Origin of the sequence: Bradyrhizobium sp. S3.12.5 (assembly GCF_040548225.1) — a bacterium.
Classification (GTDB): Bacteria; Pseudomonadota; Alphaproteobacteria; order Rhizobiales; family Xanthobacteraceae; genus Bradyrhizobium; species Bradyrhizobium cytisi.
Genome location: NZ_JBEPRF010000002.1, coordinates 355,487 through 379,258, shown reverse-complemented (window position 1 = coordinate 379,258; position 23,772 = coordinate 355,487). Strand labels below are relative to the sequence as shown.

The window sequence follows — 23,772 nt, the reverse complement described above, 5'->3', positions numbered from 1 at the left end:
CTTTCTGTAAAGCGGCACCGAACAAGAACAGGCAAGAACTAGGGGAGAATTCATCCATGGAAGAGCGCGTCTCGATCTCGATCTCGGAAGGCGTCGCCGACGTGCGCCTGGTGCGCGCGGATAAGATGAATGCGCTCGATCAGGCCATGTTCGAGGCCCTTGTTGCGGCAACCGAGCGGCTTTCGAAGGAAAAAGGCGTGCGCGTCGTCGTGCTGTCCGGCGAGGGCCGCGCCTTCTGCGCCGGTCTCGACATGGGGCGTTTTGCCGCCATGAAGGAGAAGGGCGGCAACGGAATTCCGGGTGGCGAAAATCGCGATCTCACCAAGCGCACGCATGGCCAGGCGAACTTTCCGCAACAGGCGGTATGGGGATGGCGCCAGCTTCCGGTTCCCGTGATTGCGGCCGTGCACGGCGTTGCCTTTGGCGGTGGCTTCCAGCTCTCGCTCGGCGCCGACATGCGCTTCCTCTCCCCCGATGCGCGGATGTCGGTGATGGAGATCAAATGGGGCCTCGTGCCCGACATGGCGGGCACGCCGATCCTGGCCTCGCTCGTGCGCGATGACATCTTGCGCGATCTTACTTACACCGGCCGCATCTTCTCCGCGCAGGAGGCGATGACGTATGGCCTCGCCACGCGCATCTGCGACGACCCGCGCGTCGCAGCGCTCGAAGTCGCGCGCGAGATTGCTGGCAAGAGCCCCGATGCGATCCGCGCCGCCAAGCGCCTGCTCAACAATCTCTCGGTCGATTCCGGCCCTGCGTTGCTTGCAGAGTCGGTCGAGCAGCAGAAGCTGATCGGCAGCGCGAACCAGACCGAAGCGGTGCGGTCGAATCTGGAGAAGCGCGCGGCGAGGTTTGCGGATTGAGTTCGTCATTCCGGGATGCGCCGCAGGCGCAGGCCCGGAATCCATCGCACCTCATCGTCCGCTGTGAAATGGATTCCGGGTTCGATGCTTCGCATCGCCCCGGAATGACGGCCTGAGTGATGCCCACCTCTCTCAACCCGACGAAACATCGGAAAACAAAAATGAGCGAAGCGTCCCAATTCCTCGGCATCGTCTCCGGCGATCGCCGTCGCGACCATGCCGAGGTCGCCAATCGCGCCGACCGCATCGCGTCCGGCCTCGCCAGGATCGGCGTCCGCCAAGGCGATTGCGTCTGCATGCTGATGCGCAACGATATCGCCTTTCTCGAAGCCGCTTACGCCGCGATGCGGCTTGGGGCGTATGGCGTGCCGATCAACTGGCATTTCAAGCCGGAGGAGATCAACTACATCCTTGGCGATACCGGCACGTCCGTGCTGATCGGACATGCCGACATGCTGCACGCCTTGCGCGATGCTATCCCGAAAGGCGTGACGGTGCTCAGCGTGCCGACACCGCCGGAGATCCTGTCCAACTACAAGATCGATCCCGATCACCTGACGGCTCCTGAATTCGCGATCGATCTCGAATCCTGGCTCGCGCAATTCCAGCCCTATGACGGCCCGGTCGTGCCGCAGCCCATGAACATGATCTACACCTCAGGCACCACCGGCCATCCCAAGGGCGTGCGCCGCAATGCGCCGACGCTGGAGCAGCAGGCCGCCGGCGAGCGCATGCGCGCGATGATCTATGGCTTGAAGCCCGGCGCTCGCGCGATCCTGCCGGGCCCGCTTTATCATTCCGCGCCGAACTCGTTCGGCATCCGCGCCGGCAAGCTCGGCGGCGTATTGGCGCTGATGCCGCGCTTCGAGCCGGAAGAATTTCTGGAGCTGATCGAGCAGTACAGGATCGACACCATCTTCATGGTGCCGACCATGTTCATCCGCCTGATGAAGCTGCCGGAGGAGGTGCGCAGCAATTACGACGTCTCCTCGCTGCGCCACATCATTCACGCTGCGGCGCCATGTCCGGCCGATGTCAAGCGCGCCATGATCGAATGGTGGGGTCCGGTGATCTACGAATTCTACGGCTCGACCGAATCCAGCGCGGTCACGTTTGCGACCTCCGAGGACGCACTGAAGAAGCCCGGCACCGTCGGCAAGATCTCGCCCGGCGCCGAGCTGCGCTTCATCGGCGATGACGGCCGCGTGCTTGGCGTCGGCGAGATCGGCGAGATCTATTCCCGCATGGCCGCGATGGCCGACTTCACCTACCACAACAAGCCGGAGAAGCGCGCCGAGATCGACCGTGACGGTTTCATCACCTCCGGCGACGTCGGCTATATCGACGAGGACGGCTACGTCTTCATCTGCGACCGCAAGCGCGACATGGTGATCTCGGGCGGCGTCAATATCTATCCGGCCGAGATCGAATCCGTGCTGCACGCCGTGCCGGGCGTGCATGATTGCGCCGTGTTCGGCATCCCCGACGCCGAATTCGGCGAGGCGCTGATGGCCGTGGTCGAGCCGCAGCCGGGCGTCACGCTCAATGCAGCCGATATCCGCGCGCGGCTGAAGAGCTCGCTTGCCGACTACAAGGTGCCGAAGCATATCGAGGTCCGCTCGGGACTGCCGCGCGAAGACTCGGGAAAAATCTTCAAGCGCCGCCTGCGCGATCCCTATTGGGAGCAGGCGGGACGAAAGATCTAGCTCGGATTTGTGTTATACAAACGCGATCATTGACCCCGGATCATCCCAAGGTTCCTGAATCTAATGGCCCCCGTTTCCATTCTGCTCAACGTCATCTGGATTCTCATCGGCGGTGCCTGGATGGCATTCGGCTGGCTGGTGGCGTCCATCATCATGGCCATCACCATCATCGGCCTGCCCTGGGCGCGGGCGGCGTTCAACATCGCCGTCTATGCGCTCTTGCCGTTCGGTTCGCGGGCGGTCAGTCGCGACGAGGTCACTGGTGCTGGCGATATCGGAACCGGCCCGCTCGGAGTGATAGGCAACATCATCTGGTTCGTGCTGGCCGGCTGGTGGCTGGCGCTCGGCCACGTCCTGACGGCCGTGATCTTTGCCATCACCATCATCGGCATTCCCTTTGCGTGGGCCCATCTGAAGCTCGCAGGCATCGCGCTCTGGCCGATCGGCAAGGTGATCGTGCCTGCCTGACCTTGCCGGCACACTTCGAGCCCGGCGCGGGCCTGTGTGCGCCGCCCCCAACTTCATCTTGCGCTGCGGCAAAAAACTTGCACACTTGGTAGGCCGGGGAGCCATTGGGAGCTCTGCAAAAGGAGCGAGCCATGTCCCTCCAGACCCTACCATCCGACGCTGCCGATCTTCGCCCGAACCGGCCTGAGGACGCCCAGGCACTGGAGGCCGATGCGCGGCTGCGCGACGACATCCGCCTGCTCGGTCGCATCCTGGGCGACACGGTGCGCGACCAGGAGGGCGCAGATGTGTTCGACCTGGTCGAACGCATCCGGCAGACCTCGATCCGGTTCCACCGCGACGAGGACCGGCCTGCGCGCCGCGAGCTCGAGCAGATCCTCGACGGCATGTCGACCTCGGAGACAGTGCGAATCGTCCGTGCCTTCAGCTATTTCTCCCACCTCGCCAACATCGCCGAGGACCAGAACAACATCCGCCAGATGCGCGCGGGCAAGGGCGGCGGCTCCGGCGTGCTGGCGGAGACGCTCGCCAAAGCCAAGGCCGCGGGCATTGGCGCGGATACGCTACGCAATTTCTTCAAGAGCGCGCTGGTCAGTCCGGTGCTGACGGCGCACCCCACTGAAGTCCGCCGCAAGAGCACCATGGACCGCGAGATGGAGGTCGCTCGCCTGCTCGACCGCCGCGAGCGGGTTGCGCTGACGGAGGACGAGGCCGCCGCCAGCGACGAGCAGCTTCGCCGCGAGGTGCTGACGCTGTGGCAGACCAATCTGTTGCGCCGGACCAAGCTCACCGTGCTCGACGAGGTCGCCAACGGCCTGTCGTTCTACGATTACACCTTCCTTCGTGAAGTGCCGAGGTTGGTCAACGCACTGGAAGATCGGCTGGAGGAGGGCGGTGAGCAGGCCGCCAGCGAGCTCGCCTCGTTCCTGCGCATGGGAAGCTGGATCGGCGGCGACCGCGACGGCAATCCGTTCGTGACCGCCGACGTGATGCGCGGCACGCTGCGGCTCCAGTCGAGCCGGGTCATGCAGTTCTATCTGAACGAGCTGCACGTGCTCGGCTCGGAGCTGTCGATCGCAGCGCATCTCGCCGACGTCTCGGGGGAGCTGCGCACACTGGCGGAGCGTTCGCCCGATACCTCGCCGCACCGGAGCGGCGAGCCCTATCGGCTCGCGGTCTCCGGCATCTATGCCCGCCTGACGGCCACGGCCGAAAAGCTCGAGGTCGAGATCACCCGCCGTCCCGTCGGCAAGGGCGCGCCCTATGAGAGCGTCAGGGAGTTGCAAGCCGATCTCGACGTGCTGCACCGCTCGCTGATCTCCAATAACGCCCGCGTCATCGCCCGCGGCCGGCTGCGGCTGTTGCGTCGCGCGGTGGATTGCTTCGGCTTCCATCTGGCGCGGCTCGATATTCGCCAGAACTCGGCGGTGCACGAACGCACCATCGCCGAGCTGATGGACGCGGCAAACCCCGGCATGTCCTATCTCGCGCTCGGCGAGGAGGCGCGTATCTCGCTGCTCACCAACGAATTGCGCAGCATCCGCTCACTGGTTTCGCCATTCGTCAAGTACAGCGACGAGACCATGGGCGAGCTCAACGTCTTCCATGCGGCTGCGGAGGCGCATGCGAAGTTCGGCTCGGACGCGATTCCCCAATGCATCATCTCGATGTGCAAGGGCATGTCCGACATGCTCGAGGTCGCGGTGCTGTTGAAGGAGGTGGGCCTGGTCCATCCCTCCGGGCGCAGCGCCATCAACATCGTGCCGCTGTTCGAGACCATCGAGGATCTGCAGGCCTCCAGCGGCATCATGGATCGCATGCTGTCGCTGCACGATTACCGCCGCCTCGTCGACAGCCGCGGCAGCGTGCAGGAGGTCATGCTCGGTTATTCCGACTCGAACAAGGACGGCGGCTTCGTCACCTCGGGCTGGGAGCTCTACAAGGCCGAGATCGGCCTCGTCGAGGTGTTCGAGCGCCACCACGTTCGCCTGCGTCTGTTCCACGGCCGCGGCGGCTCGGTCGGCCGTGGCGGCGGGCCGAGCTATGACGCCATCGTTGCGCAACCGGGCGGGGCGGTGAACGGCCAGATACGCATCACCGAGCAGGGCGAGATCATCTCGTCGAAATATTCCAACGCGGAGGTCGGCCGCAACAATCTCGAAATCCTGGCGGCGGCGACGCTGGATGCCAGCCTGTTGCAGCCGAGCCAGAGCGCGCCGCGCCGCGAATATCTCACTGCGATGGACGAGCTTTCAAATCTGGCCTTCAAGGCCTATCGCAGCCTCGTCTACGAGACCGACGGTTTTGTCGATTATTTCTGGGGTTCGACCGTCATCAACGAGATCGCGACGCTCAACATCGGCAGCCGTCCGGCGTCGCGCAAGAAGACCCGCGCGATCGAGGATTTGCGTGCGATCCCCTGGGTGTTCTCCTGGGCACAATGCCGCCTCATGCTGCCGGGGTGGTACGGCTTTGGCAGCGCAGTGGAGCAATGGATCGCGGAGCATCCCGACAAGGGCATGCCGTTCCTGAAAGAGCTCTACAAGGAATGGCCGTTCTTCCGCATGCTGTTGTCGAACATGGACATGGTGCTCGCGAAAAGCTCGATCGCGATCGCATCGCGCTATGCCGAGCTGGTGCCGGACGAAGCCCTGCGCGAAAAGATCTTCGGCCGCATCCGCCGCGAGTGGCATTCCTGCATCGAGACGTTGCTCGACATCATGGATCAGGACCGGCTGCTGCAGGGCAATCCGCTGCTGGAGCGCTCGGTGCGTCACCGCTTCCCCTATCTCGATCCGCTCAACCACGTGCAGGTCGAGCTCTTGAGGGAGCACCGCGCGCAGAACCCGGATGAGCAGGTGCTGCGCGGGATTCAGCTGACGATCAACGGCATCTCGGCGGGGCTGAGGAATACAGGATAGGTTCAGGAGCCACGCGGTCGCCTCGCACTCTGTCGTCATGCCCGGGCTTGTCCCGGGCATCCACGTTCTTCGTGCCGTGTGTCAACGCGTGGATGGCCGGGACAAGCCCGGCCATGACGAGGAGCGGGGCTCTCAACAGAAATGCGCGCCCTGCGTCTCCACATAGACCGAGTACAGCGACTGGCTCGCGGTCATGAACAGTCGGTTGCGCTTCTTGCCGCCGAAGCACAGATTGGCGCAGGTCTCCGGCAGCATGATCTGGCCGATCCGTGCGCCGTCGGTCGGCGCGAACACCTGCACGCCGTCATAACCCGGTCCAACCCAGCCGGCGCCGACCCAGATATTGCCTTCGGTGTCGACGCGCATTCCGTCGGGGAAGCCTGACTTGCCGTCGAGCTTCATGTCGATCAACCGCTTCGGGTTCGATAACTTTTGACCGTCGAGGTCGTAGGACCACACCACGTTTTCCGCCTGCGGATAATGCGTGATCCCGGTGTCGCAGACATATACCTTCTTGTAGTCGTGTGAGAAGGCGATGCCGTTCGGCTTGAACGGGTCGTCCGCGACCTTCGTCAGCTGGCCGGACTGCGCATCGAGGCGATAGACGGCTTCCTTCTGATAGGGCTGCAGCGAGCCGGTATTGGCGAGCTTGCCCTCGTAGATGCTGATCGCGCCGTAGCCGGGATCGGTGAACCAGATCGACTTGTCGTTGGGATGCACGACCATGTCGTTCGGGCCGTTGAGCGGCTTGCCGTTGGCCTGCTCGGCCAGCGTCGTCACCGAGCCATCGTGCTCGTAGCGGACGAGGCGGGTGCGCTCGGCGCTGATCTGGCGTCCCTCGGTGTCGAACGAATTGCCGTTGGCCTCGTTCGACGGCTTGTGGAACTGCTCGGAGATATGGCCGTCATCGTCGAGATAGCGCAGCTGCCGGTTTGCGGGGATGTCGCTCCAGACGAGATATTGCCCCTGCGCATTCCACGCAGGTCCCTCCGCCCAGAGGCAGCCGGTATAGAGCCGCTTGATCGAGGTGTTGCCGACCTTGGCCTTGAAGCGCTTGGGATCGATGACGACGATGTCGGGGTCGGGATAGCGCTGCGGCTCGGCATTGGCGCCGAAGTCGCGGGCGTCGGCCTTGGAGGCGAGCAGGGCGGATGCGACGACGGTCGCGGCGCCCTTGAGGAGCGTGCGGCGGCCGAGACCGCTGCGCTCGCTTGCAATGATGTCGTCGGAGTTGGTCAGTATTCTTGTCATGGTTTCCTCCCAAAGTTGTGTTGGGAGGACACCATTCGCTCGCATTCGGGCGTAAAGCGGGGCGATCTCTGGACAAGGCAACCAGAGATCGCGGCGCAGGGATGCCAAAAATATGGCTAGACGGGATCCCACGGGAAGATGTCGGCGGAGCGATCGAGCTTGTAGAACGAGCCCTTCAGCGCCGGCATGCCGTGCTCCGCGATCGACTGCGGCGTCCAGCCTTCGCTGCGATGCACCGAGCGCAGCGGACGGTTCTGGCTGAACAGGAACAGCTCGTTCATGCGCGCGCCAAAGATCTGGCCAGAGACATCCTTGGCGGCATCGGAGAGCAGATAGGCGCAGATCGGCGCGATCTTCTCCGGACCCATCTGCTTGATCTTCTCGACACGCGCCTTCTCGGCGTCGGTTTCGGTCGGGATGGTGCCGATCATGCGGGTCCAGGCAAACGGCGAGACGCAGTTCGAGCGAACGTTGAAGCGGCCCATGTCGAGGGCGATGGATTTAGAGAGCCCGATGATGCCGAGCTTGGCGGCGGCGTAGTTGGCCTGGCCAAAGTTTCCGATCAGGCCCGAGGTCGATGTGAAGTGCACGAAGGAGCCGCTTTCCTGCTCGCGGAAGATGCGCGCCGCGGCATGGCTGACGTAGAACGAGCCCATCAGATGTACCTTGATGACGGCCTCGAACGCTTCCACGCTCATCTTGTGGAAGATCATGTCCCGCAAGATGCCGGCATTGTTGACGACGCCGTCGAGCCGGCCGAAATGATCGGTCGCGGTCTTCACGATCTTACTCGCCGGCACGGCTTCCGCGACCGATTCGAAATTGGGGACGGCGATGCCGCCGCGCTTCTTGATCTCGTCGACCACCTCTTCGGCGGGGGATGCGCTCGAGCCGGCGCCGTCGGCGGCAACACCGGGGTCGTTGACCACGACCTTGGCGCCTTGCGCCGCGCAGAGCAGCGCGATCTCGCGCCCGATGCCACGGCCTGCGCCGGTAACGATGATGACCTTGTCCTGCAGTGATTTGCTCATGTGGGTGTCTCCGCTGTCCGTTCCAATTTCCGCTGTCATTCCGGGGCGCGCCTCTCGGCGCGAGCCCGGAATCCATTTCTCCGCCTCGGCTGCTGCACGATGGATTCCGGGTTCGTCGCTTGCGCGCCGCCCCGGAATGACGGTGCGCTACCTCTCGTTCGTAAACACGATCGTGCCACTTGCGGCGAACATGCCGCCGACGCCGTGGCACACCGAAATCTTCGCGTTGGGCACCTGTGCCGGCGCGATGCCGCGCATCTGGCGCACGCTCTCCTGGAGCGCATACATGCCGTACATGCCCGAATGCATGTAGCTCAAACCGCCGCCATTGGTGTTGAGCGGAAGCTTGCCGCCGGGGCGCGTGTTGCCGTCGGCGATGAATTGGCCGGTCTCCTCATGCGGCATGAAGCCGAGGTCGCCGAGGCCGAACAGCGGCAGATGCGCGAAAGCATCGTAGATCATGAGGTGATCGACGTCCTTGTGCGCGATGCCGGCCTCCCTGAACGCCAACGGCCCCGCGGTCTTGAACGCGCGCGAGGAGTTGAACGTCTCCATCTGGCTGACCATCGGCGTCTCGACGCTCTCGCCGGTGCCCATGATGTAGACGGGCTTGCGCGGAAAATCCCTGGCGCGGTCGGCCGAGGTCAGGATCAGCGCGCCGCCGCCGTCGGTGACGAGGCAGCATTGCAAGAGCCGGAACGGATAGGCGATCATGCGCGAGTTGAGGACGTCGGCAACCGTGATCGGGTCCTTCATCATCGCCCGCGGATTCTTCGCCGCCCATTCGCGCTGGACGACCGCGACCGAAGCGAGCTGCTCGTGGGTGATGCCGTAGGTCTTCATGAAACGCAGCACGGGGATCGGAAACATGCTGGGCGGGCCGTAGACGCCGTAGGGTGCCTCGAGCTGGCCTTGCAGGCTGTCGGCGGAGATCGAGCGCGGCGCCTTGCCGATCATCGACTTGCCGCTCTCGGCATGCGTGATCAGGACGGTCTTGCACAAGCCGGCCTCGATCGCCGCGGCCGCGTGGCGGACGTGCAGCATGAACGAGCAGCCGCCGACCGAGGTGCCGTCGACCCAAGTGGGCTTGATTCCGAGATAATGGCAGACCTGCTGCGGCGTCTCGACCGCGGTGGCGAAGCCGTCGATGTCGGACAGTTTTAGCCCGGCATCGGCGATGGCATTGAGCGCCGCATCCGCGTGAAGCTGGAGCTGCGAGACGTTGGGGATGACACCGAGCTCGGTGGTCTCGGCCGCGCCGACGACGGCAACCTGGTTCTTGCGCATGGTTTACCCCTTCGCCGGACGGAACACGGGGAGGGTGATCTTGTCGTCGAGTGCCTCGAAGGCGACCTCGAGCTTCATGTCGAGCTCAAGCGCCTCCGGGGTCTGCGGACAATCGATGATGTTGCTCATCATCCGCGGCCCTTCGGCGAGCTCCACCACTGCGATCGCGTAAGGCGGCGTGAAGCCGGGCGCGGCGGGACGGTGATTGATCACGTAGCTGTAGAGAAAGCCCTTGCCGCTCGCCTTGAACATCGAAACCTTGCGCGAGGCGCAGGACGGGCAGAACGGGCGCGGCGGGAAGTAGACATGCGCGCAGGCGTCGCAACGCTGCAGGCGCAGCTCGCCCGCCTTGGTGCCGTCCCAGAAATGCTGGGTTTCCGGCGTCGGTTTCGGTCGCGCGCGCTGCGGTTCGGCCATCTCGGAACGCCCTCCTCAGGGACAGGCTTCATGCCCGCCTGTTTCAATCTTGATGCGACAATCGGCTATAGCGCGTCAACGGTCCAGCAGGCAGCATGCATGCCATCATGCGCACAATGCTTGTGTCGAACTGAGCCGGCGCTATAGATTGCGCGCGCAATATTCCGTGAGACAGACATGCCCGATTTTCCGACACTGGCGAAGCTCGCCGACGACCTCGAAAGCGGTCGCACCACCTCCCGAAAACTGGTCGAGGCGTGCATCGCCAAAATCGCCGATCCCGCCGGCGAGGGGCAGCGCACCTTCGTCCATGTCGCCAAGGACGCCGCGCTTGCGACCGCGGATGCGATGGACGGTTTGCGCAAGGCCAAGGCCGCGCCGTCGCGCTATGCCGGCATCCCGGTCTCGATCAAGGATCTGTTCGACATCAAGGGCCAGGTGACGCGTGCCGGCTCCCGCGCGCTCGACGATTCCCCGCCGGCCGAGCAGGATGCCGCCACCGTGGCGCGGCTGCGCAGGGCCGGATTTGTCGTGATCGGCCGCACCAACATGACCGAGTTCGCCTATTCCGGCATCGGCATCAATCCGCATTACGGCACGCCGAAGGGCGCCTGGAACCGGGCCGAGGGCCATGTGCCCGGCGGCTCGTCCTCGGGCGCGGCGGTGTCCGTGCTCGACGGCATGGCGCACGGCGCGCTCGGCACCGACACCGGCGGCTCCTGCCGCATTCCGGCGGCCTTTAACGGTATCGTCGGCTATAAGCCGACGCAGCGCCGCGTACCGCTCGACGGCGCGGTGCCGCTCTCGTTCTCGCTCGACAGCATCGGGCCTTTGGCGCGATCGGTCAGCTGCTGTGCCATTCTCGACGCCGTGCTCGCGAACGAGCCGATCGTGCCCCTGAAGCCGCGCCCCGTGAAAGGCATGCGGCTTGCGGTGCCGACCACGATCGCGCTTGACGATCTCGACGCTGAGGTAGCCCAGACGTTCGAGCGCGCGCTAAAGTCGCTTGCCGATCACGGCGCCATCATCGAGCGCATCGAGATGGCGGAATTCCACGACATCGGCCCGATGAACGCCAAGGGCGGCTTTGCCGCGTCCGAAAGCTATGCCTGGCATCGCTACCTCATCACGTCCAAGGGCGACGTCTACGATCCCAGAGTCTCCGTGCGCATCATGCGCGGCGAGGCGCAGAGCGCGGCCGACTATATCGATCTGCTCAACGAGCGCCGCTCGCTGATCGCCCGCGTCAATGCGCGCATCGCGCCCTATGATGCCCTGGTGCTGCCGACCACCGCCAACACGCCGCCGAAGATTTCGGATCTCGCCGACGACAAGGCGTTCACCGTCCAGAACCTGCGCGCGCTGCGCAATTGCACCCTGATCAACATGATCGACGGCTGCGCCATCTCGTTGCCGGCACATCGCAAGGGCGACGTCCCGGTCGGTCTGATGCTTGCAGGCGCGGGTGGATCCGATCGTCGTATCTTTGAGCTTGCTGCCGGCATGGAGGCCGTAATTCGTGTTTGACCTGACTTTCACCGTCGACGCCCGGGACACCACCACGCCGCTGACGCTGGCGGTTGACCAGATGGTCATCGCGGGCTGGACCGGCCGCGACGCGATCGCGCGCGACAAGCACATCGCCGAGCTGGAGGCGATGGGCATCGCCCGGCCGGCCTCGACGCCGATCTACTACCGCGCCTCGGCGCGGCGGCTGACCCAGGAAGACAGCATCGAATGCTGCGGCACCGATTCCTCCGGCGAGGTCGAGTTCGTGCTGATCGGCTGGCAGGGCCGCATCTTCGTCGGCTGCGGCTCGGATCACACCGACCGCAAGGTCGAGGCTTACAACGTCACGGTCTCCAAGCAGATGTGCGACAAGCCGATTGCGTCCACGCTGTGGGAGCTCGAGGACGTCATCGGCCATTGGGACAGGATGATTTTGCGCTCCTACGCCACGATCAAGGGCGAACGCGTGCTCTACCAGGAGGGCACGCTGGACGCGATGCTGCCGGTCAACGACCTCATCGCGCGCGGCTTCGAGAGCGGCAAATTCCCGGACGGTTGCGCCATGTTCGGCGGCACCTTTGCGGCCAAGGGCGGCATCCGCCCCGCGGATCGGTTCGAGTTCGAGCTGGAAGATCCCGTGCTGAAACGGACGATCAAGCACGGATATGACGTGGTGACGCTGCCGGCGCGGGGCTAAAGTCTCTCCGCCGTCATTGCGAGCGACGCTCTCTCGGCGTCATTGCGAGGAGCCCTTGCGACGAAGCAATCCAGAATCCCTCCGCGGAAAGACACTGGATTGCTTCGCTCCGCTCGCAATGACGGGGAGAGAGTCGGAAATCGGGTGGCAGAGGGCGGGGCGGTCCTGCGAGAGTCAATGCCATGACAGCAACGGCACGCAAACCACCTCGGTCCCAGTCGGTGGACCTCACCGCCCACGTCGATGCCCTCGACTGGTCCCACATCGCCGGCGAGCTCGACACCCAAGGCTGCGCCGTCCTCAAGGACCTGCTGACGCCGGATCAGTGCCGTGCCGTCGCCGCCCTCTATCCCGACGACGCGAACTTCCGCAGCCGCATCGTCATGGGCCGCCATGGCTTTGGCCGCGGCGAGTACAAATATTTCTCCTACCCACTGCCCGATCTCGTCACGCAGCTGCGGCCGGCGCTCTATGCGCATCTCCAGGGTGTCGCCAATCGCTGGAACGAGGCGATGGGCATCGACATCCGCTATCCCACAGCGCATGCGGCCTTCCTGAAGCGCTGCCACGAGGCGGGGCAGGCGCGGCCGACGCCGCTACTGCTGCAGTATGAAGCCGGCGACTACAATTGCCTGCATCAGGATCTCTATGGCGAGCACGTGTTCCCGCTCCAGGTCGCGATCCTGCTCTCCGAGCCCGGCCGCGACTTCACCGGCGGCGAGTTCGTGCTGACCGAGCAGCGCCCGCGCATGCAGTCCCGCGCCGAGGTGGTTCCGCTCGCTCAAGGCGATGCGGTCGCGTTCGCTGTGCATCATCGCCCCGTGCAGGGGACACGCGGCACGTACCGCGTTAACCTGCGTCATGGCGTCAGCCGGATCAGGTCCGGCCAGCGCCACACCCTGGGTGTGATCTTTCACGATGCCAAATGAGTGCGGCGATTGACGGCTGATTTGTTCGACAGGGTTGCCGAGGCGCAGCCGTCACGCGAGGAGATCGCGGACGGTGCGGTGCTGCTGCGCGGCTTCGTCAAGCCGATCGAGAACGAGCTGATCGAAGCCGTGCGCGCCATCGTGGCGCAGTCGCCGTTCCGCCGCATGACCACGCCCGGCGGCTACCAGATGTCGGTGGCGATGACCAATTGCGGCGAGCGCGGCTGGATCGCCGACCACACCGGCTATCGCTACGATCCCATCGATCCGCGAACCGGCGCGCCATGGCCGGCGATGCCGCCGGTGCTCCGCGATCTCGCTCGCCGCGCCGCGGAGCAGGGCGGCTTCCAGAACTTTGCGCCCGATGCCTGCCTCGTCAACCGCTACGAGCCCGGAACGCGGCTGTCGCTACATCAGGACAAGGACGAGCTGGATTATTCGGCACCGATCGTCTCGGTCTCGCTCGGCCTGCCCGCCACCTTCCTGTTCGGCGGCATGGCGCGCGCCGACAAGCCGCGCCGCTTCCGGCTGGTCCATGGCGACGTCGTGGTCTGGGGCGGTCCGTCCAGGCTCGCCTATCACGGCGTGGCGCCGCTCGCCGACGGCGAGCACGCACTGCTCGGCCGGAAGCGGATCAATCTGACCTTCCGTAGGACGCGCTGATGACCTTCCTTCTCCCCTTGTGGGAGAAGGTGGATCGCTGACGCGAAGCGGGAGAGAGACGGATGAGGGGTATGTCTCCGCGGATAGAGACCCCTCATCCGCCTTCCCTTCGGGAAGGCACCTTCTCCCACAAGGGGAGAAGGAAGAGACCCGGAAGACGATGCTTCGATTACGGCTTCGGCGGGTGAATGAACGCCCACGGGCTGACTTCGGAGTCCCGCGTCACCTCGACCGAGATCAGATACGGTCCGTCATGGGCAAGCGCCTTCTCCATCGCCGCCTTGAACTGATCCGGCGAGGTCACGCGCGCGGCCGCCACGCCAAAGGACTCCGCGAGCTTGACGAAGTCCGGATTGACCAGATCGGCTGCCACCACGCGGCCGTCGAAACGTTCGCGCTGGTCGCGGCGGACATTGCCGTACGCGTTGTTGTTGAACACCAGCGTCACCACCCCGATATTGAATTGCACGGCGGTGGCGAGCTCCTGCACGCCGAACATGAAGCCGCCGTCGCCGGTGATCGCCACCACCGGCCTGTCGGGATTGGCGACCTTGGCGCCGAGCGCAGTCGGGAAGCCCGAGCCGAGCGTTCCCTGATAGCCTGAGGTGATGAAGGTGCGCGGCTCGTAGATCGGAAAGCCGTACCAGGAGGCAAAGCCGAACTGCGAGAGTTCGTCGGTGACAATCGCATTCGCTGGCAGCACCTCGCGCAGGATGTTCAGATACGCCATCTGCGGCTGGATGCGCTGGATCTCCGCCAGCGCGGTTGCACTGGCCTCGCGGATCGCGGCGCGGCGGCCGGCGGTCTTGCTGTAGCCCGCCTTGCTGACGGCGGCAGTGAGATCGGAGGTCGCGGTCTTGGCGTCGGCGACGATGGCGGTGTCGGCGATGAAGCGCCGCATCTCGACAGGATCGATGTCGATGCGGATGCTCTTCAGCCCGTCGGGACGATACGGCCAGCGTGACATGGTCGGCAGCTCCAGCCGCGAGCCGATGCCGATCATCAGATCCGTCTTCGGCCACAGCTTGTAGGCGGCGGCCATGGTGAGGCCAAGCTCGTGCGCATTGGAGACGATGCCGCGGCCGCTGCGGAAGGCGACCACAGGCGCATCGATCATCTCGGCGAGCTCGAGAATCTCCTCGCGTGCCTCGATCGCTCCGCTGCCGACGAAGATCATCGGCGCCTTGCTGCTCTTGATGAGTGCTGCGGCCTGCTTGATCATGTCAGGATCAGGCGGCGGCGCGGGCAGCGGCTCCAGCACCTGCGCGGCGGCCGTGTCGGCGCGCTGCGTAAAGATGTCCCAGGGCATCTCGACCGAGGCCGGACCGCGCCGCCCCGATGTCATCTCCTGGAACGCACGCGCCACGGTCGTCGGCGCATTGCCGGGATGCTCGATGCGGTCCGCCCACTTCACATAGGTGCGCAAGGTGGCGAGCTGGTCCGGCATCTCGTGCAGATGACCGCGGCCCTTGCCGAGAAACTGCGTCGGCACCTGGCCCGTCACGCACAGCACCGGCTCGTTGCAGCCGTAAGCGGTGAGCAGCGCCGCGCTGGCGTTGAGCACGCCGGGGCCGGGCACCACGCTGAACACGCCGGGTCTGCCGCTGGAGCGGGCATAGCCGAACGCCATGTAGCCGCAGGCCTGCTCGTGCCGCGCGCCGATCACCTTGAGCTGGGCCTGGTGGAAGGCGTCGAACAGGCCATAGACCTGCGCGCCGGGCAGGCCGAACACGGTGTCGACGCCATGGGCGACGAGCCCGCTTACGATCGCTTCGCCGCCGGTGAGGGTGGTCATTGCATCATTCCATTAGTGGTGTTGTTCAGGCTTCGTCGACGACGCCGTTGCGCAAGGATCCGATGCCCTCGGCCGCGACCTCGATGACATCGTCGGGCTTCAAATAGCGCGGCGGATCGAACCGAGCACCGGCGCCGGTCGGCGTGCCCGTGACGATGATGTCGCCGGGCACCAGCGTCGCGAAAGTCGAGATATAGCTGATGAGATAGCGGAACGGAAACATCAGCCGGCTGGTACGGTCGTCCTGCCGCAGCTCGCCGTTGACATGCGTGGTGAGGCGAATGTCAGCGATTTGCGCTTCCCTGGTGTAGGGCACGAGCCAAGGCCCGAGGCTGCCGCTGGAATCGAAGTTCTTGCCCTGCGTGACGTTGAATTTGGCGTGGCGCAGCCAGTCGCGCACCGAGCCTTCGTTGCAGAGCGTGAGGGCTGCGATGTGATCGAGCGCGGCGTCTTCCGCAATGTGCCGGCCGGGCTTGCCGATCACCAGCACGATCTCGCCCTCGTAATCGAGCTGCGCGGATGCGCGCGGGCGCACCAGCGGCGTGTCGTGGCCGACGAAGGAGCGGGGCGAGCGCATGAACATGCTCGGATATTTCGGCGCGTCCTGGCCGTCCTTGTACTCAGCATTGCGGTCGGGATAGTTGACGCCGATGCAGATGATCTTTTCCGGCGCAGGCACCGGCGGCAGCCAGATGACGTCACCAAGCGCGTGATCGGGCGTAAGGCTGGCGGCCGCTTCGGCAAGGCTCGCGAGCTTTCCTGCCGCAATCACCTCGCGCAGCGTCGGATAGTCCTTGGCGTGGCGCGGGGAGAGATCGACGATGCCGCCCTCCAGGACGGCGCCGTACCGGGTTGCACCCTTGACGGAATAGGTGGCGAGGCGAGGGAGCTTCATGGGTTAATCCGCCACCAGCACATCAGCCACGAACTTTGGCTCGCGCACGGCTTGGCCCGAGAACGACGAGCCTTGCTCGAACCAGGAGCGTGGCGCCGGCGCGCCCCACAGGGTCTGGCGGCGCGGATCGCGCAGCGACCAGCGCAGCGGCTCGTGGTCGTGATCCCCAGTGAAGTAATCGCTGGTGTAGAGCTCGAGGCGGTGTCCATCAGGATCGCGAACGTAGAGGAAGAACGCATTCGAGATGCCGTGGCGCCCCGGTCCGCGCTCGATATTCTTCACGAAACCTGCGGAAGCCATGACGTCGCAGAGATGGATGATGTTCATCGCCGTCGGCGTCCAGTAGGCGAAATGATGCAGCCGCGGGCCCTTGCCGTTGGTGATCGCGAAATCGTGGACGTTGCCCTTGCGATGCATCCAGGCCGCTGCGATACGACCGTTCGGTCCGTCCTCTTCGGCATATTCGGTGAGGCGGAAGCCCAGCCGCGCATAGAAGTCGACCGTATCCTGCACCTCGGCGGCGAAGACGTTGAAATGATCGAGCCGCTGCGGATGGCATCCCCTGTAGAGGTCGTAGCGGCGGAGCAGATGCGGCCTGCGGTCCATCGACGCATAGAGCTCGATCTGGAAGCCGAAGGGATCGGTGAATTGCAGCGTGCGGCCCTGGAACGGCTGGTCGCCGAAGGCGTAGCCAAGACCGTTCTCGGAAAGAAACTTTGCGGCCTTGTCGAGGTCGCCGTCATTGCCGACCTTGAAGCCGAGCCTGTTACAGGCGGGCACGGCTGCCTTGCGCAGCACCAGCGAGTGATGCTGATGCTCCTCGGCGGCGCGAAGGTAAACGCATTTGTCGTCGGCATCCTCGACATGCAGGCCGACGACGGTCTCGTAGAACGCCCGGCTCAGCTTCAGATCGGTCACGTCGAGCACGACGTGGCTGGAGCGGATGATGTTGAACGGCGGCTCGAAGATATGTTGCGGTACGGGCATTGCGTTTCCCCTCTCGGCCCTTGTCATTCCGGGGCGCGCGGAGCGCGAGCCCGGAATCCATTCTTCCACTAACTCTGCTGCGCGATGGATTCCGGGTTCGGCTCTTCGAGCCGCCCCGGAATGACAGTCAAATTCCCAGTTTCTGAATCTTGTGCGTGCCCCGCGCCAGCGAGACATGCTTGGTTTCCATGTAGAAGTCGAACGAATAGTCGCCACCGTCGCGGCCGATGCCGGAGGCCTTCATGCCGCCGAACGGGGTCGGCAGATGGCGGACGTTCTCCGAGTTCAACCAGATCATGCCGGCCTCCAGTGCGTCGGCGACGCGCAGGCTCCGGCCGACATCGTTGGTCCAGACATAGCCGGTGAGCCCATAGCGGATGTCGTTGGCGATCTCGATCGCGTCCGCTTCGTCCTTGAAGGGCAGCACGGTGAGGAAGGGGCCGAACACCTCTTCCTGCGCCACGCGCATCTTGCCGCTCGCGCCGGTCACTAGAGTCGGCTCGACATAATGTCCGCCGCCCGGACCGTCATAAGCCTTGCCGCCGACCGCGATCGTGGCGCCGTCCTGGCGCGCCACGTCGAAATAGGAGCAGACTTTTGCGAGGTGCCGCTCGTGGATCAGCGGCCCGATTTCGGTCGCGGGATCGAGGGGGTGGCCGACCCTCAGCGCCCACACGCGCGCGGTCAGCCGTTCGATGAACTTGTCCGCGATGCTTTGCTGGATCAGCAGGCGGCTCGATGACGTGCAGCGCTCGCCGTTGAGCGAGTAGATCATGAACACGACGGCATCGAGCGCGCGGTCGAGATCGGCGTCGTCGAACACGATTACGGGGTTCTTGCCGCCGAGCTCGAAATGCACGCGCTTCAAGGTCGGCGCGCCCTGAATCATGATCGCCGATCCCGTCGCGCTCTCGCCGACGAAGCCGATCGCCTTGATGGCAGGATGCTCGGTCAGCGCCTTGCCGGCCTCTTCGCCAAAGCCGTGCACGGTGTTGAAGACGCCATCGGGTACGCCGGCTTCCTTGACGAGCCTGGCCAGAATGGATGCCGTCACCGGCGACCACTCGGCCGGCTTGTGCACGACGGTGCAGCCCGCCGCCAGCGCGGGCGCAATCTTCCAGGTCGAGAGCATGAACGGCGTGTTCCACGGCGTAATCACGCCGACCGGGCCGATCGGCACGCGGGTGGAGATATTCCAGTGCTCGTCGCTCGGCGTGTTCTGGCCGTCGCGCGCCTCGGCGCATTTGTCGGCGAAGAACCGGAAGTTTTCCGCGGCGCGGATCGCGGCCTTGGCCATGAAGCGATAGGCCTGGCCGGTGTCGATGCATTCGAGCACGGCGATGTCTTCAGCATTGTCCTCGATCGCGTCTGCAACGCGATGCAGCAGCTTCTTCCGCGTGACGGGGCCCATGTCGCGCCATGATTTGAAGGCCAGCGCAGCAGCCGTTGCTGCGGCGTCGATGTCCTCGGCATTGCCGCGGGCGACGCTCGCGAGCGTTGCGCCATCGACCGGCGACTTTGTCTCAAAGGTCCGGCCCGAGATCGACGGGACAATCTTGCCGTCGATCATGTGGCCGATGCCGTCCGCCTGCAGCTTTTTAAGCAGGGGTGCTGCGCGGTCGCGGTTGGCCTGGAATACATCGGCTTTCGGCGTGGGCTTATCCATGGGCGGCCACCACTTTCAATGCGTCGTGGATGTTGTTGCGCTTCCAGCTGGTGTCCTTGTCGTTGATCTGCATGTCGAACGACAAGGCGAACTTGCTGGCGGCAAAAACGGGATCGAGGTGTTTCGAGAGCGCCTCAAAGACATGCTCGCCGGCCTTCTGCCGCGTGGCGAGATCGCGGCCTTCACCGATGCGCAGCACCATGTCGAGAAAGCCGTAATCGTGCCTGTTATCGGCGACCGCATAGTGCTCGCAGCGGATGGCACGAACGCGGATGCCGCCGAGCGGGAAGATGCCGGTTTCGACCGCCGCCTTGCGCACGATCTCGCAGACGGCGCCGATGTCGACACGGTGATCGAGATTGGCCGAATATTCGATCGTGAAATGCGGCATGGCTGTTTCACTCCCTGGGTCGTCTAACTGCCTTAGGCGAAGTAGCAGCTGACCGAGCCGTAGGCGCCATAATCGGCTTGAATTGTGTCGCCCTTACGGGTCTCGATCGGACGGATGAAGGAGCCGGCGAGCACGATTTGGCCGGGCTCGAGCGCGAGCCCAAGCGGCGCGATCTTGTTCGCAAGCCACGCAACTGCAGTCGCGGGGTGATTGAGCACGCCGGCGGCGAGGCCGGTTTCTTCGAGCTGGCCGTTCTTGAAGCAAAGCGCGCCGATCCAGCGCAAATCGGCGTCGAGCGGACGGATCGGCCGGCCGCCGAGCACGATGCCGGCATTCGCCGCGTTGTCGGCGATGGTATCGTAGATTTTTCGCGTGGCTTTCGTCTTGGGATCGACGCGCTCGATCCGCGTGTCCAGAATCTCCAGCGCCGGAACCACGAAGTCGGTGGCATTGAGCACGTCGAACATTGTGCAGTCGGGACCTTCGAGCCGCTTGCTCATGACGAAGGCGAGTTCGGCCTCGACGCGGGTTGCGATGAAGCGCTCGGTCGGGACCATGCCGCCATCGGCGAAGAACATGTCGTCGAGCAGCACGCCGGAATCCGGCTCGTCGATGGCAAGCGCGCTCTGCATCGCCTTCGAGGTCAGGCCGATCTTGTGGCCTTTGACGCGGCGTCCCTCGGCGATCTTGATGTCGACCCAGGCCTTCTGAATCGCGTAGGCATGGGCGATGGTGATGTCGGGGAAGTCCTGCGAGAGCTGCCGGATCTGCACGCGCGTCTTCTCCGCCTCGTGCAGACGGTTCGCGCAAGCTTGGATATCGTCTTTGGAAAGCGCCATCAGTGATCGACCAAAATCGTGGTGCCCGGAGATACTTAACATGTTAAGTGAATGCGTCAATCACAATTCGGGCTTGCTGCACTGCAAACGTTTTGCAGTCTGAAAGGGCGTCATGACGAAGAGACCGGCTGATTCCGCGAACGCAAGCGCGCCTGCCGCGCGGCAGGTGCCGATGCGCGATTTCTCGCGATCGTTGCCGATGTCGCTGCTGCGGGCACGCGAGGCGGTGATGCGGCAATTTCGCCCATCGCTGCGCGAGCACGGCCTGACCGAACAGCAATGGCGCATCCTGCGTGCGCTCGCGTCCATTGAGGCCGCCGAGGTCACGGAACTCGCGCGCACCGCGTTTCTCCTTGGGCCGAGCCTGTCACGCATCCTGCGCGATCTCGAGGCGCGCAACCTGATCGAGCGCAAGACCGCGAAGGCCGACCAGCGCCGCAGCATGGTCTCGATCTCCAGGGACGGCGTGAAGCTGATGGCCTCCGTGGCGCCGTCCTCGGAAGCGATCTATGCCGAGATCACGCAGCGCTTCGGCGCGCGCAAGCTCGCGGAGTTGCAGGAGATGCTGGGCGAGCTCGAGCGCAGTCTTGCCGCACCTGGCGCCGCGGACGAGACAACAGCCGAGGAGTGAGACCAGATATGCGTGCCCGCGCAGCGAGAACAATGGACATCCGCGCGTTTTTTCGCTCAAAGTGCCGCGAGACGTACAAAGGCGAGGCGATCCGGAGCGTCAGAATAAAGAAGTTCCGGATTGCTTCGCTTGAGCCTCGGCGAACAGGTCGCCGGCACGACGGCGAGCGAGAACAACTGAGAAGGAAGGCAACGTGGCGAACAAGGTCAAGGAAATCTGGAAGTCGGGCAAGGCCGTGGTCAATGCGTGGCTGGCTATTCCCTCCGGCTTCTCCGCTGAGATGATCGCGCAATGCGGCTTCGACAGCGTCACCGTCGACATCCAGCACGGCGTGCAGGATTATCAGTCGATGGTGCAGTGCTTCCAGGCCATGGACAAGCATCCGGTCACCCCGATGGTCCGCGTGCCCTGGAACGAGCCCGGCATCATCGGCAAGGTGCTCGACGGCGGCGCCTATGGCGTGATCTGCCCGATGGTCAACACGGCGCAGGAGGCCAGGAACCTCGTGTCCTATTCGAAATATCCGCCGAAGGGCGTCCGCTCGAACGGCCCGATCCGCGCTGGCATGTACGGCACCGCAGGCTCCTACCAGAAGACGGCCAATGACGACATCGTGCTGCTGCCGATGATGGAGACCAAGACCGCGGTTGAGAACATGGAAGCGATCTTCGACGTCGAAGGCATCGACGGCGTCTATATCGGCCCGTCCGACCTCGGCTTCTCCTACGGCCTCGAACCGAAGCTCGACCGCTCCGAGCCCGAGATCCTCGCGATCTACGACAAGATCATCAAGGAGTGCGCCAAGCGCGGCCTCAACGCGGGCATCCATTGCAGCGGCGCCGAGGGTGCTGCGCGCGCCATCAACATGGGCTTCAGGCTGGTGACCCTCTCGAACGAGGTCGGCCTGATGACGACCTTTGCCAAGATGCAGGTGAATGCGACCCGCAAGGATTCCGGCGGCAAGGCTTGATGACTCTCTGTGTCCCGGACGCGGTGCGGCACGCAGTGCCGCTCCGCAGAGCCGGGACCCAGAAGCTAGTGAAGTGCAATGACGTAATAACTGGGCCCCGGCTTAGCAGCGCACCGCTTTCGCGCTGCGCAGCATCCGGGGCACGATAGTTTCGATACAGGAGATACCCATGACCATCAGCCCCGTCATCCGCCTGCATCCCGCTGATGGCGTGCTGATCGCGCGCGCGAGCCTGCCGCCGGGGACACTGGTGGCTGACGGCGTGACCACGGTCGAGCGCATTCCCTCCGGCCACAAGGTCGCGATCAAGCCGATCGCAGTGGGCGAGCCTGTCATCCGCTACGGTCAGATCATCGGCTTTGCGACCATTCCGATCGCGCCGGGCCAGCATGTGCACGTGCAGAACATCGGCATGGGCGATTTCGCCAAGGACTACGCCTATTGCGCCGACGTCAAGCCGACGCCGAATTTCGACCTGCCGGCGACCTTCGAGGGCATCCGCCGCCCGGACGGCCGCGTCGCCACGCGCAACTATATCGGCATCCTCACCTCGGTGAATTGCAGCGCGCATGTCGCGGGTCTCGTTGCCGACGTCTTCAAGAAGAATCCCTTCACCGGCGACAATCCGCTGGCCGATTTCCCCAATGTCGACGGCGTCGTCGCGCTGACGCACAAGACCGGCTGCGGCATGACGCAGAACGAGCCGCTGGCGCTGCTCCGCCGCACGCTCGGCGGCTATGCGCGGCACGTTAATTTCTCCCACGTCATCGTGCTTGGCCTCGGTTGCGAGGTGAACCAGATCGGTGGGCTCATGGAAGAGCAGAAGCTCGCCGGCCGCCTGCGCGCGATGGACATCCAGGAGGTCGGCGGCACCCGCAAGACGGTGGAGGCCGGCATCGCCTTCGTGCGCGAGGCTCTTGCGGATTCCAATAAGGTCAAGCGCGAGTCCGTGCCGGTGAGTGAATTGACCGTGGCGCTGCAATGCGGCGGCTCGGACGGCTATTCCGGCGTATCGGCCAATCCGGCGCTGGGTGCGGCGAGCGACCTCATCGTCCGTCACGGCGGCACCGTGATCCTGTCGGAGACGCCGGAGACCTACGGCGCCGAGCATCTGCTCACGCGCCGCGCGGTCAGCCGCGAGGTCGGCGAGAAGCTGGTCGATCTGATGCGCTGGTGGGACGAATACACCGAGCGCGAAGGCGCCGAGATGAACGCCAATCCAAGCCCCGGCAACAAGGCCGGCGGCCTCACCACGATTCTGGAAAAGTCGCTCGGCGCGATGGCGAAGGCCGGGACCACCAATCTGGTCGACGTGCTGCGCTACGCCGAGCCGGTGACCAAGCGCGGCTTCGTGTTCATGGACACGCCCGGCTACGATCCGGTCGCCGCCACCGGCCAGGTCGCCGGCGGCGCCAACCTCGTCTGCTTCACCACCGGCCGCGGCAGCGTGTTCGGCTGCAAGCCCGCGCCCTCGATCAAGCTCGCCACCAACACGCCCATGTACAAGCGCATGGAAGAGGACATGGACGTCAATTGTGGCACCATCCTCGAAGGCGAGGAGAGCGTGCAGGAGTGCGGTCAGCGTATCTTCGATCTCATCCTCAAGACCGCATCCGGCCAGCCGACCAAGAGCGAAAGCTTTGATTTCGGCGGCGCCGAGTTCGCGCCCTGGGTGCTGGGCGCGACGATGTGAGATCTGCTGCCGTCATTCCGGGGCGATGCGAAGCATCGAACCCGGAATCTCGAGATTCCGGGTCTGGTCCTTCGGACCATCCCGGAATGACGGCATGTAAAATCTACCGCTTCTGCAATGGGCACGGTCTGCCCGTTGTTAATGCTTGATCGAGGTCACC

General features: G+C 64.5%; 21 protein-coding genes. 11 read left to right on the top strand and 10 right to left on the bottom strand.

All coding sequences use genetic code 11. The features are described 5' to 3' along the window. Positions 1 to 56 precede the first annotated feature (56 nt). The 4 genes from ABIC09_RS03820 (at position 57) to ppc (ending at position 5,961) form a co-directional block, all read left to right on the top strand. Complete coding sequence (locus ABIC09_RS03820) at positions 57 to 866, top strand: crotonase/enoyl-CoA hydratase family protein (protein WP_354108439.1); 810 nt, start codon at positions 57 to 59, stop codon at positions 864 to 866. A 161-nt stretch (positions 867 to 1,027) separates the two neighbouring features. Then, positions 1,028 to 2,572, top strand: coding sequence for an acyl-CoA synthetase (locus ABIC09_RS03815; protein ID WP_354108438.1), 1,545 nt, complete (start codon positions 1,028 to 1,030; stop codon positions 2,570 to 2,572). A 63-nt stretch (positions 2,573 to 2,635) separates the two neighbouring features. Beyond that, the gene (locus ABIC09_RS03810) at positions 2,636 to 3,040 is read left to right on the top strand and encodes a YccF domain-containing protein (RefSeq protein WP_148748867.1); all 405 of its coding nucleotides are present in this window, start codon (positions 2,636 to 2,638) and stop codon (positions 3,038 to 3,040) included. A 131-nt stretch (positions 3,041 to 3,171) separates the two neighbouring features. Further along, a complete protein-coding gene (ppc, locus tag ABIC09_RS03805) occupies positions 3,172 to 5,961 on the top strand; it encodes a phosphoenolpyruvate carboxylase (RefSeq protein WP_354108437.1) in 2,790 nt (929 codons plus the stop codon). Positions 5,962 to 6,093: 132 nt separating this feature from the next. Here ppc and ABIC09_RS03800 read toward each other — a convergent pair whose 3' ends face one another. The 4 genes from ABIC09_RS03800 to ABIC09_RS03785 form a co-directional block, all read right to left on the bottom strand. Further along, positions 6,094 to 7,212, bottom strand: coding sequence for an SMP-30/gluconolactonase/LRE family protein (locus ABIC09_RS03800; protein WP_354108436.1), 1,119 nt, complete (start codon positions 7,210 to 7,212; stop codon positions 6,094 to 6,096). 116 nt (positions 7,213 to 7,328) lie between these two features. Continuing rightward, positions 7,329 to 8,243: an SDR family oxidoreductase gene (locus ABIC09_RS03795; RefSeq protein ID WP_354108435.1), complete on the bottom strand. Its 915-nt coding sequence runs from the start codon at positions 8,241 to 8,243 to the stop codon at positions 7,329 to 7,331. A gap of 147 nt (positions 8,244 to 8,390) precedes the next feature. Beyond that, a complete protein-coding gene (locus ABIC09_RS03790) occupies positions 8,391 to 9,530 on the bottom strand; it encodes a thiolase C-terminal domain-containing protein (RefSeq protein ID WP_354108434.1) in 1,140 nt (379 codons plus the stop codon). Between the two features lie 3 nt (positions 9,531 to 9,533). After that, a complete protein-coding gene (locus tag ABIC09_RS03785; protein ID WP_148748862.1) occupies positions 9,534 to 9,947 on the bottom strand; it encodes a Zn-ribbon domain-containing OB-fold protein in 414 nt (137 codons plus the stop codon). Between the two features lie 177 nt (positions 9,948 to 10,124). On the opposite strand from ABIC09_RS03785, the gene ABIC09_RS03780 reads away from it, so the two are divergent. From ABIC09_RS03780 to alkB, 4 genes are all read left to right on the top strand, one after another. Continuing rightward, on the top strand, positions 10,125 to 11,474 hold the full coding sequence (locus tag ABIC09_RS03780; protein WP_354108433.1) for an amidase: 1,350 nt from the start codon (positions 10,125 to 10,127) through the stop codon (positions 11,472 to 11,474). After that, positions 11,467 to 12,153, top strand: coding sequence for a DUF2848 domain-containing protein (locus ABIC09_RS03775; RefSeq protein WP_354108432.1), 687 nt, complete (start codon positions 11,467 to 11,469; stop codon positions 12,151 to 12,153). Before ABIC09_RS03780 ends, ABIC09_RS03775 begins: the two co-directional genes overlap by 8 nt. A gap of 182 nt (positions 12,154 to 12,335) precedes the next feature. Continuing rightward, a complete protein-coding gene (locus ABIC09_RS03770) occupies positions 12,336 to 13,082 on the top strand; it encodes a 2OG-Fe(II) oxygenase (protein ID WP_354108431.1) in 747 nt (248 codons plus the stop codon). Between the two features lie 9 nt (positions 13,083 to 13,091). Beyond that, positions 13,092 to 13,745, top strand: a complete 654-nt coding sequence (alkB, locus tag ABIC09_RS03765; RefSeq protein ID WP_354108430.1) for a DNA oxidative demethylase AlkB — start codon at positions 13,092 to 13,094, stop codon at positions 13,743 to 13,745. Between the two features lie 169 nt (positions 13,746 to 13,914). Here the strand turns inward: alkB and ABIC09_RS03760 are convergent, their stop codons facing one another. The 6 genes from ABIC09_RS03760 to hpaH all read right to left on the bottom strand — a co-directional run bounded on the left by ABIC09_RS03760 (position 13,915) and on the right by hpaH (position 20,318). Further along, on the bottom strand, positions 13,915 to 15,540 hold the full coding sequence (locus tag ABIC09_RS03760) for a thiamine pyrophosphate-dependent enzyme (RefSeq protein WP_354108429.1): 1,626 nt from the start codon (positions 15,538 to 15,540) through the stop codon (positions 13,915 to 13,917). 25 nt (positions 15,541 to 15,565) lie between these two features. After that, the gene (locus ABIC09_RS03755; protein WP_354108428.1) at positions 15,566 to 16,435 is read right to left on the bottom strand and encodes a fumarylacetoacetate hydrolase family protein; all 870 of its coding nucleotides are present in this window, start codon (positions 16,433 to 16,435) and stop codon (positions 15,566 to 15,568) included. Positions 16,436 to 16,438: 3 nt separating this feature from the next. Beyond that, positions 16,439 to 17,422 carry a 3,4-dihydroxyphenylacetate 2,3-dioxygenase gene (hpaD, locus tag ABIC09_RS03750; protein ID WP_354031816.1) on the bottom strand — a complete coding sequence of 328 codons (984 nt, stop codon included), beginning with the start codon at positions 17,420 to 17,422 and terminating at the stop codon, positions 16,439 to 16,441. A 127-nt stretch (positions 17,423 to 17,549) separates the two neighbouring features. Then, complete coding sequence (hpaE, locus tag ABIC09_RS03745) at positions 17,550 to 19,088, bottom strand: 5-carboxymethyl-2-hydroxymuconate semialdehyde dehydrogenase (RefSeq protein WP_354108427.1); 1,539 nt, start codon at positions 19,086 to 19,088, stop codon at positions 17,550 to 17,552. Continuing rightward, on the bottom strand, positions 19,081 to 19,479 hold the full coding sequence (locus ABIC09_RS03740) for a 5-carboxymethyl-2-hydroxymuconate Delta-isomerase (protein WP_148752123.1): 399 nt from the start codon (positions 19,477 to 19,479) through the stop codon (positions 19,081 to 19,083). The genes hpaE and ABIC09_RS03740 overlap by 8 nt, the downstream gene beginning before the upstream one ends. Before the next feature lie 32 nt (positions 19,480 to 19,511). After that, positions 19,512 to 20,318: a 2-oxo-hept-4-ene-1,7-dioate hydratase gene (hpaH, locus tag ABIC09_RS03735; RefSeq protein WP_354108426.1), complete on the bottom strand. Its 807-nt coding sequence runs from the start codon at positions 20,316 to 20,318 to the stop codon at positions 19,512 to 19,514. Positions 20,319 to 20,430: 112 nt separating this feature from the next. Here hpaH and hpaR point away from each other — a divergent pair, with 112 nt between their 5' ends. From hpaR to ABIC09_RS03720, 3 genes are all read left to right on the top strand, one after another. Further along, the gene (hpaR, locus tag ABIC09_RS03730; protein ID WP_354031819.1) at positions 20,431 to 20,949 is read left to right on the top strand and encodes a homoprotocatechuate degradation operon regulator HpaR; all 519 of its coding nucleotides are present in this window, start codon (positions 20,431 to 20,433) and stop codon (positions 20,947 to 20,949) included. Positions 20,950 to 21,142: 193 nt separating this feature from the next. Further along, on the top strand, positions 21,143 to 21,919 hold the full coding sequence (locus ABIC09_RS03725) for an HpcH/HpaI aldolase family protein (protein WP_354031820.1): 777 nt from the start codon (positions 21,143 to 21,145) through the stop codon (positions 21,917 to 21,919). Between the two features lie 169 nt (positions 21,920 to 22,088). Further along, positions 22,089 to 23,612 (top strand): UxaA family hydrolase, encoded by a 1,524-nt coding sequence (locus ABIC09_RS03720; protein WP_148752119.1) that lies wholly within the window; start codon positions 22,089 to 22,091, stop codon positions 23,610 to 23,612. Positions 23,613 to 23,772 lie beyond the last annotated feature (160 nt).